Here is a 15,093-nt window from a genome sequence, read left to right on the forward strand (position 1 = left end):
CGGGTCGACTTCGCACGCCCCGCCACCGGCGGCCGGACGCGGTTCGTCCGCAGCCCCGCCAGGTGCGAGTGCCGCTCGGTCCGCCGAGCCCGACCGGCCCCCGGCCGAGCGGGCGCAAGCGGCTCGGCACGTTCGGGGCGTCAGGCGTGGCTGTCACCTGGCCGCCACGGACAAACCGAGACTGACCCGGCTGTGGGCGATCGCTGCGACGCAGTGCCGCTGTCGGGCCGTAACACCTGAGGAGCACGGCAATGGCCGTCGTCACGATGCGGGAGCTGCTGGAGAGCGGCGTCCACTTCGGTCACCAGACCCGCCGCTGGAACCCGAAGATGAAGCGCTTCATCATCACGGAGCGCAACGGCATCTACATCATCGACCTCCTGCAGTCGCTGAACTACATCGACCGCGCCTTCGAGTTCATCAAGGAGACCGTTGCCCACGGCGGCAGCGTCCTCTTCGTCGGCACGAAGAAGCAGGCCCAGGAGGCCATCGCCGAGCAGGCCACCCGCGTGGGCATGCCCTACGTGAACCAGCGCTGGCTCGGCGGCATGCTGACCAACTTCTCGACCGTCTACAAGCGCCTTCAGCGTCTGAAGGAGCTCGGCGAGCTGGACTTCTCGGACGTGGCCGGTTCCGGCCTCACCAAGAAGGAGCTCCTGGTCCTCCAGCGCGAGCACGACAAGCTGGAGAAGACCCTCGGCGGTATCCGCGACATGCAGCGCGTTCCCAGCGCCGTCTGGATCGTGGACACCAAGAAGGAGCACATCGCGGTCGGCGAGGCCCGGAAGCTCAACATCCCGGTCGTCGCCATCCTCGACACCAACTGTGACCCGGACGAGGTCGACTACAAGATCCCGGGCAACGACGACGCGATCCGCTCCGTCACCCTGCTGACCCGCGTGATCGCCGACGCCGTGGCCGAGGGCCTGAAGTCCCGCGCCGGTGTCGCCAAGGGCGACGCCAAGGCCGAGCCGGGCGCCGACCAGCCGCTGGCCGCCTGGGAGAAGGACCTCATCGAGGGCGAGAAGGCCGAGGAGGCCCCCGCCGCCGCCGAGGCCCCCGCCGCCGAGGAGGCCCCCGCTGCCGAGGCGTCGGCCGCCGAGGAGGCCCCCGCCGCCGAGGCTCCCGCCACCGAGGCGCCGGCCGAGCAGGCCTGACGTACCAAGGGTGAGGGGCACCCGCCGGTACGAAGCCGGCAGGTGCCCCTCTCTCCAGCGCCGGGACCCGAACCATCGGTCCCGGCGCCACTCCACGCAGACACGCGAGACGCGAGAAGAGATTCACACCATGGCGAACTTCACCGCCGCGGACGTCAAGAAGCTCCGTGAGCTCACCGGCGCCGGCATGATGGACTGCAAGAAGGCCCTGGACGAGGCCGAGGGCAACGTCGAGAAGGCCGTCGAGCTCCTGCGCATCAAGGGCCAGAAGGGCGTTGCCAAGCGCGAGGGCCGCGACGCCTCCAACGGCGCCGTCGCCGCGCTGATCGCCGAGGACAAGAAGTCCGGCGTTCTGGTCGAGCTGAACTGCGAGACGGACTTCGTCGCCAAGGGTGACAACTTCGTCAAGGTCGCCGACGCCATTGCCGCCCACGTCGCCAAGACGGCCCCGGCCGACCTGGACGCCGCCCTGGCTTCCGAGATCGAGGCCGGCAAGACCGTCCAGCAGTTCGTGGACGAGGCCAACGCGACCCTGGGCGAGAAGATCGTCTTCCGTCGCTTCGCCCGGTTCGACGGTGACGGCTTCGTCGCGGTCTACCTGCACAAGACCAGCCCCGACCTGCCGCCGGCCGTCGGCGTCCTGGTCGAGCTGGACAAGGAGAACGCCGAGGTCGCGAAGGACGTCGCGCAGCACATCGCCGCCTTCGCCCCGAAGTACCTGTCCCGCGAGGACATCCCGGCCGAGGACATCGAGAACGAGCGCCGCGTCGCCGAGGCCACCGCTCGTGAGGAGGGCAAGCCGGAGGCTGCCCTGCCGAAGATCGTCGAGGGTCGCGTCACCGGCTTCGTGAAGGAGTTCTCCGTCCTGGAGCAGGCCTTCGCGAAGGACAACAAGAAGACCGTCGCCAAGGTCCTCGAGGAGAACGGCGTCGCCCTCAAGCGCTTCGCCCGCTTCCGCGTCGGCGCCTGAGCCACGTTCCACCGGGTTCCCGGCCCCCTTAGGCTGGGAACCGCCCCCGCCCGCTGACCAGGGCGGGAGGAACGCCGAACGGGCTCACCCAGCGCCAACCGCCCACGGGCGGGCTCGCGTCGGCACCATGAACGACGAGGAGGCCATTGCCGTGCAGGACACCGAACCGGTTCCCGCGGCAGTGGCCTCCTCGCGTGTACGCGCAGGCGGGGCATCCGCACACCCGCGCCTGTGACCAGTAGGTGCAAAAAGGAGAAGTCCATGCAGGAGACGCAGGAGACCGCGCAGGACCCCAGGGTCGGCTCGCGCCGCCGGGTGCTGCTCAAGCTGTCCGGTGAAGCCTTCGCCGGTGGCGGCGGACTCGGCGTCGACCCGGACGTCGTGCACGCGATCGCCCGAGAGATCGCCACGGTCGTCCGCGCCGGTACCGAGGTCGCGGTGGTCATCGGTGGTGGCAACTTCTTCCGGGGCGCCGAACTGCAGGTTCGCGGCATGGACCGGGCCCGCTCCGACTACATGGGCATGCTCGGCACCGTCATGAACTGCCTGGCGCTGCAGGACTTCCTGGTCAAGGAGGGCATCGAGACCCGGGTCCAGACCGCCATCACCATGGGCCAGGTCGCCGAGCCGTACCTCCCGCTGCGGGCCGTCCGGCACCTGGAGAAGGGCCGCGTGGTGATCTTCGGCGCCGGTATGGGCATGCCGTACTTCTCCACCGACACCACGGCCGTCCAGCGCGCGCTGGAGATCCACGCCGACGTCCTGCTGATGGGCAAGAACGGCGTGGACGGCGTCTACGACTCCGACCCGCGGACGAACCCGGACGCGGTCAAGTTCGACGCGCTGGAGTACTCCGAGGTCATCGCGCGCGACCTCAAGGTCGCCGACCTCACCGCGATCACGCTGTGCAAGGACAACAACCTCCCGATGCTGGTCTTCGAACTGCTGGCGGAGGGCAATATCGCGCGTGCGGTGAAGAGTGAGAAGATCGGCACACTCATCAGCCAGGATTCTGTCCGGGCCTGAGCAGCAACCAGCCGTACGGGAACGGTGCGGGAGCCGCGAACGGCCGCCGCGCCGACACCGGTCGGAACAACAGCAGATGAACCGGACAGGGAGACCACAGTGATCGAAGAGACCCTCCTCGAGGCCGAGGAGAAGATGGAGAAGGCCGTCGGCGTCGCCAAGGACGACCTCGCGGCCATCCGTACCGGCCGTGCGCACCCGGCGATGTTCGCCAAGATCGTCGCGGAGTACTACGGCGCCGTGACGCCGATCAACCAGCTGGCCTCGTTCTCGGTGCCGGAGCCGCGGATGGCGGTCGTCTCGCCGTTCGACAAGACCGCGCTGAAGGCCATCGAGCAGGCGATCCGCGACTCCGACCTGGGCGTCAACCCGTCGAACGACGGCTCCATCATCCGCGTGGTGCTGCCCGAGCTGACCGAAGAGCGCCGCCGGGAGTTCATCAAGATCGCCCGCACCAAGGGCGAGGACGCCAAGGTCTCGATCCGTGCCGTGCGCCGCAAGGCCAAGGACGCCATCGACAAGCTGGTCAAGGACGGCGAGGTCGGCGAGGACGATGGCCGCCGCGCCGAGAAGGAGCTCGACGACACCACGGCCAAGTACGTGGCCCAGGTCGACGAGCTGCTGAAGCACAAGGAAGCCGAGCTGCTCGAGGTCTGATGAACGACGCCCCTGACGCCCCTGGCTACTGGGGCCCGTCCGACCAGCAGTTCCAGCCCTACCGCCCGGCGCCGCAGCCGCAGGCATCCCGTACCCCGGCCCATCCGGCGCCGGGGTACGGCGAACCGGCGGCGCCGGTCCAGGGACACCCCGGCCACCCGGGCGGCCGAGCCGTGCCCCCGGGCGCGCCGGGTGCCGGCCCGCCGGAGCGGGACCTCCGTTCGGATCACCCGCAGCAGCCTCCGGTGTACTGGGGCGGCGACGCGGAGGAGACTCAGGTCATGCCTCCCGTACCGGCCGACCCCGGCCCGCCTCCGGGTGTGCCCGGCGGCGGCCGACCGGTCGGCCGCGGCGCGTCCGCGGCACCGGGCCGGCCCGCGCCCGGTCAGCCCACCGGCGGACCGGCCGACCCCGCCGCAGGCCAGGCCCGGGAAGCCGGCCGGCTGAGCGGCCCGCTGTTCCGGGACGAGCAGCCGGAGACCGCGCCGCCCGGCGTGACGGAGACGGTCGTGCTGCGCGCGATATCCGGTGACACCGCCACCGCCCCCGGCCACGGCACCCCGCCGTACCCGGGGGCACCGGTGCATTCCGCGCCGCCGCCCAGCCACCCGGCGGCCGGACAGCCCCACTTCGTGCCGTCGTCCCATCCAGGGCAGGAGACACCCGTGGCCGCCCAGCCCGACCCGCAGCCGCAGCCGCGCAAGCAGCGCGGCGGCCGTAATCTCCAGGCCGCCATAGGCGTGGGCGTCGGCCTCGGCGCGGTGATCGTCGCCTCGCTGTTCGTGGTGAAGGCACTGTTCCTGGCCGTCGTGATGGCCGCGGTCGCGGTCGGCGTCTGGGAGCTGACCAGCCGGCTCTCCGAGCGCAAGCAGATCAAGGCGCCGCTGATCCCGCTGGTCGCGGGCGGCATCGCCATGGTCGCGACCGGCTACTGGTCCGGGATCCAGTGGGCCGCGGCCTCGCTCGCGCTGACCGGGCTGGCGGTGATGGTCTGGCGGATGGCCGAACCGCCGGAGAACTACCTGCGGGACATAACAGCAGGGGTGTTCACCGCCTTCTACGTGCCGTTCCTGGCCACCTTCGTGGCGATGATGCTGGCGGCCGACGACGGCCCCCAGCGGATCGTGCTCTTCCTGATCGTCACGATCTGCAGCGACACCGGCGCCTACGCCGTGGGCTACAAGTTCGGCCGCACCAAGCTGGCCCCGACGATCAGCCCCGGCAAGACCCGCGAGGGCCTGGCCGGCGGCATCGGCCTGTCGATGCTGGCGGGCGCGGTGCTGATGCAGCTGATCATCGACGACGGCAGCTGGTGGCAGGGCCTGATCCTGGGCGGCTGCGCGGCGGTCACCGCGACCCTGGGCGACCTGGGCGAGTCGATGATCAAGCGTGACCTCGGCATCAAGGACATGGGCACGCTGCTGCCCGGCCACGGCGGCATCATGGACCGGCTGGACTCGCTCCTGCCGACCGCCCCGGTGGTCTGGCTGCTGCTGACGGCCTTCGTCGGCAGCTGATCCGCGCGTACCCGCGAGGGCCCCGGACGCCTGGCGTCCGGGGCCCTCGCGCGTCTGCGACACTGGAACAACCATGCCTAAGCCCGGAGAACTCACCTTTGTCGCGCCGCGCGGCGCCAAGCCCCCGCGACACCTCGCCGACCTGAGCCCCGCCGAGCGCAAGGAGGCCGTCGCCGAGCTGGGCGAGCAGCCGTTCCGCGCCAAGCAGCTCTCCAACCACTACTTCGGCCGGATGTCGAACGACCCGGCGAGCTGGACGGACATCCCCGCCGCCAGCCGGGAGAAGCTCACCGGGAGCCTGCTGCCCGAGCTGATGTCGGTGGTGCGGCACGTCTCCTGTGACGACGACGCCACCCGCAAGACGCTGTGGAAGCTCTTCGACGGCACGCTCGTGGAGTCCGTGCTGATGCGCTACCCGGACCGGGTCACCATGTGCATCAGCTCGCAGGCCGGCTGCGGCATGAACTGCCCGTTCTGCGCCACTGGCCAGGCCGGGCTGACCCGCAACCTCTCCACCGCCGAGATCGTCGAGCAGATCGCCGCCGGGATGCGTTCGCTCAAGGACGGGGAGATCCCGGGCGGTGAGGCGCGGCTGTCCAACGTGGTGTTCATGGGCATGGGCGAGCCGCTGGCCAACTACAACCGGGTGCTGGCCTCGATCCGCCGACTGACCGACCCGGCGCCGGACGGCTTCGGCCTGTCCCAGCGCGGCATCACCGTCTCGACCGTCGGGCTCGTCCCGGCGATGCACCGCTTCGCCGACGAGGGCCTCAGCTGCCGCCTGGCGCTGTCCCTGCACGCCCCGGACGACGAGCTGCGCGACGAGCTGGTGCCGGTGAACACCCGGTGGAAGGTCGACGAGGTGCTGGACGCGGCCTGGAACTACGCGGAGAAGTCCGGCCGCCGGATCTCCATCGAGTACGCGCTGATCAAGGACATCAACGACCAGGCGTGGCGGGCCGACCTGCTCGGCCGGCTGATCAAGAACCACCGGGTGCACGTCAACCTGATCCCGCTGAACCCGACCCCGGGTTCCAAGTGGACCGCCTCCCGGCCCGAGGACGAGCGCGAGTTCGTCCGCCGGCTGCAGTCGCACGGTGTGCCGACGACCGTCCGCGACACCCGCGGCCAGGAGATCGACGGCGCCTGCGGCCAGCTCGCCGCAGCGGGTTAGCCCCCGGGAGCCCGGCCGCTACCGCAGTCCGGCGGCCGCCAGTGCGGCGGTCGCCCCGCCGGTCAGCAGCAGCGTGGTGCCGACCGCCAGGGTGCGCAGCGCGACCGCGCCGAACAGCAGGCGGGGCGAGGCGCCGAGGCGCAGCAGCGCGTCGGTGACGTGGCGGCGGTCGGTGCGGACCTCGGCGAGCCGGGCGACCACCGCGGCGGCCGCGCAGCCGAGCACCAGGCAGGCCTCGACGGCGGGCAGCGCGTCGGCACTGTCGGGGGTGCCGATCCAGTAGCGGATGGTGGTGAGCACCAGCGCGACGGCGAGGGTGAGGACGGCCAGCGGCGCGCCGAGGCGCGGGGCCTGGGCGGTGAGCCCGCGCCCGGCGAGCAGCCGCAGCGGGGTGGGCCGGCCGAGGGCGAGCAGCCGTCCGGCCCAGGCCAGCAGCGGGCCGGTGAGCAGGGCGAGGCCGAGCGCGCTGGTGGCCCAGCCGCCGAGCGCGGCGGTGCTGGTGGTGCCGAGCCCGGCGGGCAGGTGGATCGGGCGGCCGTCGGCGGCGGCGCCGGGCCGCAGCGCGATGAGTTCGAGTGCGGCGCCGATCACGCCCAGCCCGATCGGCAGGGCGATCCGCCAGACGCCGAAGCCGGTGCGGCGGCGGGTGCGGCCGCCGGGCAGGTTCTCGGTGGCGGGCACCGCGCAGGCGGCGGCGAGGCCGGCGGTGAGCGGGACCAGGGCGAGCAGGGTGACCGGCGCGGCGGGCGGCAGCGGCACGCCCATGCCGAGGTCGGGGGCGAGCGAGGGCCCGGCGATGTCGTTGCGCAGTACCAGGAAGACCAGCAGGGTGAGCACGCTGCCGAGGGTGCAGGCGAGGGCGACCTCGCCGGCGATCAGGGCCCGGATCCGGCGGGAGCCGGCCCCGGCGGCGGTGAGGCCGGCGATCCGCTCGGGGCGCCGGGCGGGCACCGCGCGGGCGGCGACGGCCGCGAACCAGGCGACGGCGGCGAGCGGGGGCAGGCACCAGAGCAGCCGGACCAGCGGGTCGGCGCCGCCGAGCGGGTCGCTCATCGCCCGGCCGAGGGAGCGCAGCAGGAAGGCGGCGACCACGGCGGCGGCCAGCGCGGTGAGCAGCCAGCGGCCGAGGTCGGGCACCCGGTAGCCCCGGGCCAGACGGAGATAGAACACGTCGACTCTTTCAGCGGCTCGGCGTCGTCAGCGGCGGGTGGCCGTGACGGCGGACGCTCCGGGGGCCCCGGACACGGTGGTGCCGCGCGGGACGGGGGCGGCGGGGGCGGTGAGCCGTCCGTCGACGAGGGCGACGGCGCGGTCCGCGAACCGGACGAGCTCGGGGTCGTGGGTGGCCAGGACGAGGGTGAGCTGGTGCGAGCGGGCCGCGCTGGTCAGTATCCGCAGGACCTGGTCGGCGGCTTCGCGGTGCAGCGGGGCGGTGGGGTCGTCGGCGAAGACGACGGGCGGCAGCGGGGCCAGGGCACGGGCGACGGCGACCCGTTGGCGCTGGCTCTGGACCAGTCGGTCGGGGCGGTGCTTGGCGAAGTCGCCGACGTCGAGGCGCTCCAGCCACTCGTCGGCGGCGGTGTAGGCGGCCTTGTTGCCGGCCCCGGCGAGCAGCAGCGGCAGGGCGACGTTCTCCCGGGCGGTCAGTTCGGGGACCAGGTGCGGCTCGGAGCCGACGAAGCCGAAGCGGTCGCGGCGCAGCCGTTCGCGGCCGGCCCGGGTGAGGGTGTGCACGGGGGCGCTGTTGAACCAGACCTCGCCCTCGTCGACCGGGAGCTGGGCGGAGAGGCAGCCCAGCAGGGTGCTCTTGCCGGAGCCGCGCGGGCCGGTGACGGCGAGCACCTCGCCCTCGCGGACGCCGAGCGAGATGCCGCGCAGGGCGGGGGTGCCGTGATGGGACTTGACGATCCCTCGGGCCCACAGCACGTCGTTGTCAGGCGGTGCCGCTGACATGAGGTTCCATCCTGGGTGGCCGCAGGGATATGACAGTCGTCAGATTAGAACGACCGGGGCGGGGCACGGTTGCGGCGCTCTGGTCCATCACGGGCAAATCACCCGCATTCAGGCATGTTTGGTCGTGCGACTGTGATGTTCCGGTGGGGGAACGCCGAAGGGCGGCCCGGCGGGGAGCGGGGCCGCCCTTCGGCGGAGGGTGGGGAAGAGGGCTCAGGGGATCAGATCTTCGCCCACGCGTCGGTGAGGCTGGTCCGCAGGATCTGCTCGATCTCGTCGAAGGTCGACTGGTTGGAGATCAGCGGCGGGGCCAGCTGGATGACCGGGTCGCCACGGTCGTCGGCGCGGCAGTACAGGCCGTTGTCGAAGAGCGCCTTCGACAGGAAGCCGTAGAGCACGCGCTCGACCTCGTCGTCGTTGAACGACTCCTTGGTGACCTTGTCCTTCACGAGCTCGATGCCGTAGAAGTACCCGTTGCCGCGGACGTCGCCGACGATCGGCAGGTCGCGCAGCTTGTTCAGGGTGCCGAGGAAGGCGGCCTCGTTGTCGAGGACGTGCTGGTTCAGGCCCTCGCGCTCGAAGATGTCGAGGTTGGCCAGCGCCACCGCGGAGGAGACCGGGTGGCCGCCGAAGGTGTAGCCGTGCAGGAAGGTGTTGTCACCCTTGTAGAACGGCTCGGCCAGGCGATCCGAGATGATCGTGGCGCCGATCGGGGAGTAACCCGAGGTCATGCCCTTGGCGCAGGTGATCATGTCGGGCTGGTAGCCGAACTTGTCGGCGCCGAACATGGTGCCCAGGCGGCCGAAGGCGCAGATGACCTCGTCCGAGACCAGCAGCACGTCGTGGCGGTCGCAGATCTCGCGCAGGCGCTGGAAGTACCCGGGCGGCGGCGGGAAGCAGCCGCCGGCGTTCTGCACCGGCTCGACGAAGACGGCGGCGACGGTCTCGGCGCCCTCGTTGAGGATGGCCACCTCGATCTCGTCGGCGCACCAGCGGCCGTAGGCCTCGGGGTCGACGGTGCCGTCCGGGCTCTCCAGGAAGGCGGGGGCGCGGTAGATGTTGGTGTTCGGCGCCTTGTGGGTGCCCGGCACCAGCGGCTCGAACGGGGCCTTCAGGCCCGGCAGGCCGGTGATGGACAGCGCGCCCTGCGGGGTGCCGTGGTAGGCGACGGCGCGGGAGATGACCTTGTACTTGGTCGGCTTGCCGGTCAGCTTGAAGTACTGCTTGGCGAGCTTCCAGGCGGTCTCGACGGCCTCGCCGCCACCGGTGGAGAAGAAGACCTTGTTCAGGTCGCCGGGGGCGTAGTTGGCCAGGCGCTCGGCCAGCTCGACGGCCTTCGGGTGGGCGTAGCTCCACACCGGGAAGAAGGCGAGCTCCTTGGCCTGCTTGGCGGCGGCCTCGGCGAGCTCCTCGCGGCCGTGGCCGGCCTGGACGACGAACAGGCCGGCCAGGCCGTCGAGGTACTTGCGGCCCTTGTCGTCCCAGACGTAGGTGCCCTCGCCCCGGACGATCGTCGGCACGGGGGAGTTCTCGTACGACGACATGCGGGTGAAGTGCATCCACAGGTGGTCGTAAGCGGTCTTGGAAAGGTCCTTCTGCGCCGGGTCGGCTGTCATCGGGTGCCCCAGGTGTAGGTCTGTTTCCGGAGCTTCAGGTAAACGAAGCTCTCGGTGCTCCGCACGCCGGGAAGGGCGCGGATGCGCTTGTTGATCATTTCGAGCAGGTGCTCGTCGTCCTCGCAGACCAGTTCGGCCAGGAGGTCGAACGAGCCTGCGGTGCAGACGACGTAGTCGACCTCGTCGAGGGCGGCCAGCGCGTCGGCGACGGGCTCGATGTCGCCCTCGACCCGGATGCCGACCATCGCCTGGCGGGTGAAGCCGACGGTGAGCGGGTCCGTGACGGCGACGATCTGCATCACGCCCTGGTCGAGCAGCTTCTGGACGCGTTGCCGTACGGCTGCCTCGGACAGGCCGACAGCCTTGCCGATGGCGGCGTACGGGCGGCGCCCGTCCTCCTGCAGCTGCTCGATGATCGCCTTGGAGGCGGCGTCGAGGGGAACGCTGGCGTTCCGGTCGCGGTTGGCCACGCGGCCACTGTGCCTGATCGTTCCTGTGTTCGCAAGCTTGGAAGCTGCTGATTTCGTCGTGATCTTGGAAAACGCATACGGATTTCATCGCGTACACGGAGTCTGCCTGTCGATACCAGCCGTCGTGCGGCTACCCTGACACGGTACGCGCGCGGCCCCGCGAGGTGCCGCGCATACCGCCACCAGTGGACCGCGCCGCTTCGGGCACGGCCACTCGGCGCCCTTCGTACGCCGGATCCGCCGACGTACCATGGCGCCGGAATCTGCAACGCCGCAGGCCCAGACCGAGGAGAGATCCGTGAGCGACCTTCGCACGCTGCGCAACTACATCAACGGTGAGTTCGTCGACGCGGCTGACGGCCGCACGCTCGACATCGTCGACCCGGCCACCGGCGAGGTGTACGCGACGTCGCCGCTGTCCGGTGCCGCGGACGTGGACGCCGCCATGGCCTCCGCCGCCGCCGCGTTCCCGATCTGGCGGGACTCCACCCCGAGCACCCGGCAGAAGCTGCTGCTCAAGATCGCCGACGCGGTCGAGGCCCGGGCCGACGAGATCGTCGACGCCGAGGTGCGCAACACCGGCAAGCCCCGGGCGCTGACCCTCTCCGAGGAGATCGGCCCGATGGTGGACCAGATCCGCTTCTTCGCCGGTGCCGCCCGCCTGCTGGAGGGCAAGGCCGCCGGTGAGTACATGGACGGGATGACCTCGATCGTCCGCCGCGAGCCGGTCGGTGTCTGTGCCCAGGTCGCGCCGTGGAACTACCCGATGATGATGGCCGTCTGGAAGTTCGCCCCGGCCATCGCCGCGGGCAACGCCGTCGTCCTGAAGCCCTCGGACACCACCCCGGCCTCGACCGTGCTGCTGGCCGAGATCATCGGCGGCATCCTCAAGGACCTGGACCTGCCGGCCGGCGTCTTCAACGTCATCTGCGGCGACCGCGAGACCGGCAAGCTGATGGTCGAGCACAAGACCCCGGCGATGGCCTCCATCACCGGTTCGGTCCGGGCCGGCATCCAGGTCGCCGAGTCGGCGTCCAAGGACGTCAAGCGCGTCCACCTGGAGCTGGGCGGCAAGGCCCCGGTCGTGGTCTTCGAGGACGCCGACATCGCCGAGGCCGTCGAGGGCATCTCGGTCGCGGGCTACTTCAACGCCGGCCAGGACTGCACGGCCGCCACCCGCGTGCTGGTGCACGAGTCGATCCACGACGCCTTCGTCGAGGCGCTGGCCAAGGCCGCGGCCGAGACCAAGACTGGCGGCGCGGACGACGAGGACGTGCTGTACGGCCCGCTGAACAACGCCAACCAGCTGAAGCAGGTCGCCGGGTTCATCGAGCGGCTGCCCGCCCACGCCAAGGTCGAGGCCGGTGGCCACCGGGTCGGCGACAAGGGCTACTTCTACGCCCCGACCGTCGTCTCCGGCCTGAACCAGGACGACGAGATCATCCAGAACGAGGTCTTCGGCCCGGTCATCACCGTGCAGAAGTTCACCGACGAGGACCAGGCCGTCGAGTACGCCAACGGCGTCGAGTTCGCGCTGGCCTCCTCGGTGTGGACCAAGGACCACGCCCGCGCCATGCGGATGTCGCGCCGCCTGGACTTCGGCTGCGTCTGGATCAACACCCACATCCCGCTGGTCGCCGAGATGCCGCACGGCGGCTTCAAGAAGTCCGGCTACGGCAAGGACCTGTCGTCGTACGGCTTCGAGGACTACACCCGCGTGAAGCACGTCATGACCGCGATCTAGCGGGTCATGACCGTCAGGCGCAGTATGACCGCGATCTGACCTATTCAGGTCGTATGAACTGACACCGGGCCCGGGGCTTTCCGCCCCGGGCCCGGTGTCTTTGCACCCTGTCGACGGATCGGGCGACCGACTGACAAGATGAAACTGCACTTCGCGCGCGGCCCGTCCTAGCCTTACCGGCATGAGTATCCCCACCGCCGACTCAGCCGCCGGCCAGGCCGTCAAGGCCGCCGACCGCGCGCACGTCTTCCACTCGTGGTCCGCCCAGGCGCTGATCGACCCCCTCGCGGTGGCCGGCGCCGAGGGCTCGTACTTCTGGGACTACGACGGCAACCGCTACCTCGACTTCTCCTCGCAGCTGGTCAACACCAACATCGGGCACCAGCACCCGAAGGTGGTCGCCGCGATCCAGGAGCAGGCGGCGAAGCTCTGCACCATCGCACCCGGCTTCGCGGTCGAGTCGCGCAGCGAGGCCGCCCGGCTGATCGCCGAGCGCACCCCGGGCGACCTGGACAAGATCTTCTTCACCAACGGCGGCGCCGAGGCCAACGAGAACGCGATCCGGCTGGCCCGGCTGCACACCGGCCGGCAGAAGGTGCTGTCCACCTACCGCTCGTACCACGGCGCCACCGCCAACGCGATCGCCCTCACCGGCGACCCGCGGCGCTGGGCCAACGAGACCGGGGTCTCCGGCGTGGTGCACTTCTGGGGCCCGTACGCCTACCGCTCCAACTTCCACGCCGAGAGCGAGGCGCAGGAGTGCGAGCGCGCGCTGCGGCACCTGGAGTCGGTGATCGCCTTCGAGGGGCCGGGCACCGTCGCGGCCGTCATCCTGGAGACCGTGGTCGGCACCGCGGGCATCCTGATCCCGCCGCCGGGCTACCTGGCCGGGGTGCGGGAGATCTGTGACCGCCACGGCATCGTGTTCATCCTCGACGAGGTGATGGCGGGCTTCGGCCGCACCGGTGAGTGGTTCGCCGCCGACCACTGGGGCGTCACCCCGGACCTGCTCACCTTCGCCAAGGGCGTCAACTCCGGCTACGTGCCGCTCGGCGGCGTGGCGATCAGCGCCGAGATCGCGGCCACCTTCGCCGAGCGGCCGTTCCCCGGCGGACTCACCTACTCCGGCCACCCGCTGGCCTGCGCCTCCGCGGTGGCGACCATCACCACGATGGCGCAGGAGGGCATCGTCGAGAACGCCAAGCACATCGGCGAGACCGTGCTCGGCCCCGGCCTGCGCGAGCTGGCCGAGCGGCACCCGTCGATCGGCGAGGTCCGCGGCATGGGCGTGTTCTGGGCGCTCGACCTGGTGAAGAACCGGGAGACCCGCGAGCCGATGGTGCCGTACAACGCCGCCGGCGCCGCCAACGCGCCGATGGCCGAGCTGGCCGCCGCCTGCAAGCGGCGCGGGCTCTGGCCGTTCGTCAACATGAACCGCTTCCACGTCGTCCCGCCGTGCACCGTCACCGAGGAGGAGGCCAAGACCGGCCTCGCGGTGCTGGACGAGGTGCTGTCGCTCACCGACGCGCACACTGTCTGACGTACCTCCAGGACGGCCCCGGGCAGTTGTGCCCGGGGCCGTCCCACGCTCCGGAAGGCTCCGCCATGCCCAGCAGCTCCACCCTGACCCGTCGTACGCCCGACTCCGCCGTGCTGCGCCGACGTTCCGTGCTCGGTGGGGCTGCGCTGCTCGGCGCCGGCACCCTGACCGGCTGCGGGATCCCGTCCGCGTACGTCCCCGAGGACCGCCGCTCGGCGCCGGACCGCTCGGAGACCGACAAGCGGCTCGCCTTCTCCAACTGGACGCAGTACATCGACACCGACGACCACGGCGGCCGCCCGACCCTGGACGGCTTCAGCGAGAAGACCGGGATCGACGTCACCTACACCGAGGACATCAACGACAACGACGAGTTCTTCGGCAAGATCAGCCCGGTGCTCACCCAGGGCGCCGCCCCCGGCCGGGACCTGATGGTGATCAGCGACTGGATGGCCGGGCGGTACGTCTCGCTGGGCTGGGTGCAGGCCATGGACCGGGCCAACCTGCCCAACGTCACCGCCAACCTGGACCCGCAGCTCGCGAACCCGGGCTTCGACCCCGGGCGCCGGCGCAGCGTGCCGTGGCAGTCCGGGATCACCGGCATCGCGTACAACCGCAAGGCGCTCGGCCGGGAGATCAAGTCCACCGCCGACTTGTGGGCACCCGACCTCAAGGGCCGGATCACGCTGTTCGCCGGGCTGGACGAGGCGCTCGGGCTGCTGATGCTCTCCCAGGGCGCGGACATCGCGACGTTCGGCGACGACGACGCGAACAAGGCGATGGACCTGGTGCAGAAGATGGTCGACACCGGCCACATCCGCCGCTTCACCGGCAACGACTACACCAGCGACCTCGCCTCCGGCGCTGCGCTCGCCTGCCAGGCCTACTCCGGCGACGCGGTCCAACTCACCGCCGAGAACCCGGACATCGAGTTCGTGGTGCCGGAGGAGGGCGGCGAGCTGTGGGCGGAGAGCCTGATGATCCCCAACCGCGCCACCCACAAGCGCAACGCCGAGCTGCTGATCGACTACTACTACCAGCCCGAGGTGGCCGCCGAACTCGCTGCGTTCGTCCAGTACATCTGCCCGGTGCCGGCCGCCCGCGAGGTGCTGGCGGCCAGCGGCGACAAGGAGAAGGCCGAACTCGCCGAGAACCCGCTGGTGTTCCCGACCGAGGAGATGCGGGCCCGGCTGCGCACCATGCGCGACGTCACCTCGGCCGAGCGGCCGGAGCTGCACAAGGTCTGGGGCCGCATCACCGGGGTGTGAC

13 protein-coding genes are annotated in these 15,093 nt (G+C 71.1%); 9 read left to right on the forward strand and 4 right to left on the reverse strand.

Annotated elements, in window-relative coordinates; translation table 11 throughout:
• Positions 1 to 251: 251 nt before the first annotated feature.
• The 6 genes from rpsB (at position 252) to rlmN (ending at position 6,501) form a co-directional block, all read left to right on the forward strand.
• A complete protein-coding gene (rpsB, locus tag ACIBEC_RS37520; protein ID WP_360504669.1) occupies positions 252 to 1,157 on the forward strand; it encodes a 30S ribosomal protein S2 in 906 nt (301 codons plus the stop codon).
• A 130-nt stretch (positions 1,158 to 1,287) separates the two neighbouring features.
• On the forward strand, positions 1,288 to 2,127 hold the full coding sequence (gene tsf / locus ACIBEC_RS37525) for a translation elongation factor Ts (RefSeq protein WP_360504671.1): 840 nt from the start codon (positions 1,288 to 1,290) through the stop codon (positions 2,125 to 2,127).
• 261 nt (positions 2,128 to 2,388) lie between these two features.
• Positions 2,389 to 3,153, forward strand: coding sequence for a UMP kinase (gene pyrH, locus ACIBEC_RS37530; protein ID WP_360504673.1), 765 nt, complete (start codon positions 2,389 to 2,391; stop codon positions 3,151 to 3,153).
• Between the two features lie 99 nt (positions 3,154 to 3,252).
• Positions 3,253 to 3,810: a ribosome recycling factor gene (frr, locus tag ACIBEC_RS37535; protein WP_359900627.1), complete on the forward strand. Its 558-nt coding sequence runs from the start codon at positions 3,253 to 3,255 to the stop codon at positions 3,808 to 3,810.
• 281 nt (positions 3,811 to 4,091) lie between these two features.
• Positions 4,092 to 5,327 carry a phosphatidate cytidylyltransferase gene (locus ACIBEC_RS37540; RefSeq protein ID WP_360504675.1) on the forward strand — a complete coding sequence of 412 codons (1,236 nt, stop codon included), beginning with the start codon at positions 4,092 to 4,094 and terminating at the stop codon, positions 5,325 to 5,327.
• A gap of 73 nt (positions 5,328 to 5,400) precedes the next feature.
• Positions 5,401 to 6,501, forward strand: coding sequence for a 23S rRNA (adenine(2503)-C(2))-methyltransferase RlmN (rlmN, locus tag ACIBEC_RS37545; RefSeq protein WP_360504676.1), 1,101 nt, complete (start codon positions 5,401 to 5,403; stop codon positions 6,499 to 6,501).
• An 18-nt stretch (positions 6,502 to 6,519) separates the two neighbouring features.
• Here rlmN and ACIBEC_RS37550 read toward each other — a convergent pair whose 3' ends face one another.
• The 4 genes from ACIBEC_RS37550 to ACIBEC_RS37565 form a co-directional block, all read right to left on the reverse strand.
• Positions 6,520 to 7,671, reverse strand: a complete 1,152-nt coding sequence (locus ACIBEC_RS37550) for a hypothetical protein (protein WP_360504677.1) — start codon at positions 7,669 to 7,671, stop codon at positions 6,520 to 6,522.
• 27 nt (positions 7,672 to 7,698) lie between these two features.
• Entirely contained in the window at positions 7,699 to 8,454 is a 756-nt protein-coding gene (locus ACIBEC_RS37555) for an ABC transporter ATP-binding protein (protein WP_360504679.1), read from the reverse strand.
• A 221-nt stretch (positions 8,455 to 8,675) separates the two neighbouring features.
• Positions 8,676 to 10,070 carry an aspartate aminotransferase family protein gene (locus ACIBEC_RS37560; protein ID WP_360504681.1) on the reverse strand — a complete coding sequence of 465 codons (1,395 nt, stop codon included), beginning with the start codon at positions 10,068 to 10,070 and terminating at the stop codon, positions 8,676 to 8,678.
• The gene (locus tag ACIBEC_RS37565) at positions 10,067 to 10,540 is read right to left on the reverse strand and encodes an Lrp/AsnC family transcriptional regulator (RefSeq protein ID WP_030306695.1); all 474 of its coding nucleotides are present in this window, start codon (positions 10,538 to 10,540) and stop codon (positions 10,067 to 10,069) included. Before ACIBEC_RS37565 ends, ACIBEC_RS37560 begins: the two co-directional genes overlap by 4 nt.
• Before the next feature lie 250 nt (positions 10,541 to 10,790).
• Between ACIBEC_RS37565 and ACIBEC_RS37570 the strand changes: the two genes are divergently transcribed.
• The 3 genes from ACIBEC_RS37570 (at position 10,791) to ACIBEC_RS37580 (ending at position 15,092) form a co-directional block, all read left to right on the forward strand.
• Positions 10,791 to 12,284, forward strand: coding sequence for a gamma-aminobutyraldehyde dehydrogenase (locus tag ACIBEC_RS37570; protein WP_360504683.1), 1,494 nt, complete (start codon positions 10,791 to 10,793; stop codon positions 12,282 to 12,284).
• A 181-nt stretch (positions 12,285 to 12,465) separates the two neighbouring features.
• Complete coding sequence (locus tag ACIBEC_RS37575) at positions 12,466 to 13,824, forward strand: aspartate aminotransferase family protein (protein WP_360504685.1); 1,359 nt, start codon at positions 12,466 to 12,468, stop codon at positions 13,822 to 13,824.
• A 65-nt stretch (positions 13,825 to 13,889) separates the two neighbouring features.
• Positions 13,890 to 15,092 (forward strand): spermidine/putrescine ABC transporter substrate-binding protein, encoded by a 1,203-nt coding sequence (locus ACIBEC_RS37580; protein WP_360504687.1) that lies wholly within the window; start codon positions 13,890 to 13,892, stop codon positions 15,090 to 15,092.
• Position 15,093: the final 1 nt, after the last annotated feature.

The sequence above is a fragment of the Kitasatospora sp. NPDC051164 genome, from assembly GCF_044455625.1.
GTDB lineage: Bacteria > Actinomycetota > Actinomycetes > Streptomycetales > Streptomycetaceae > Kitasatospora.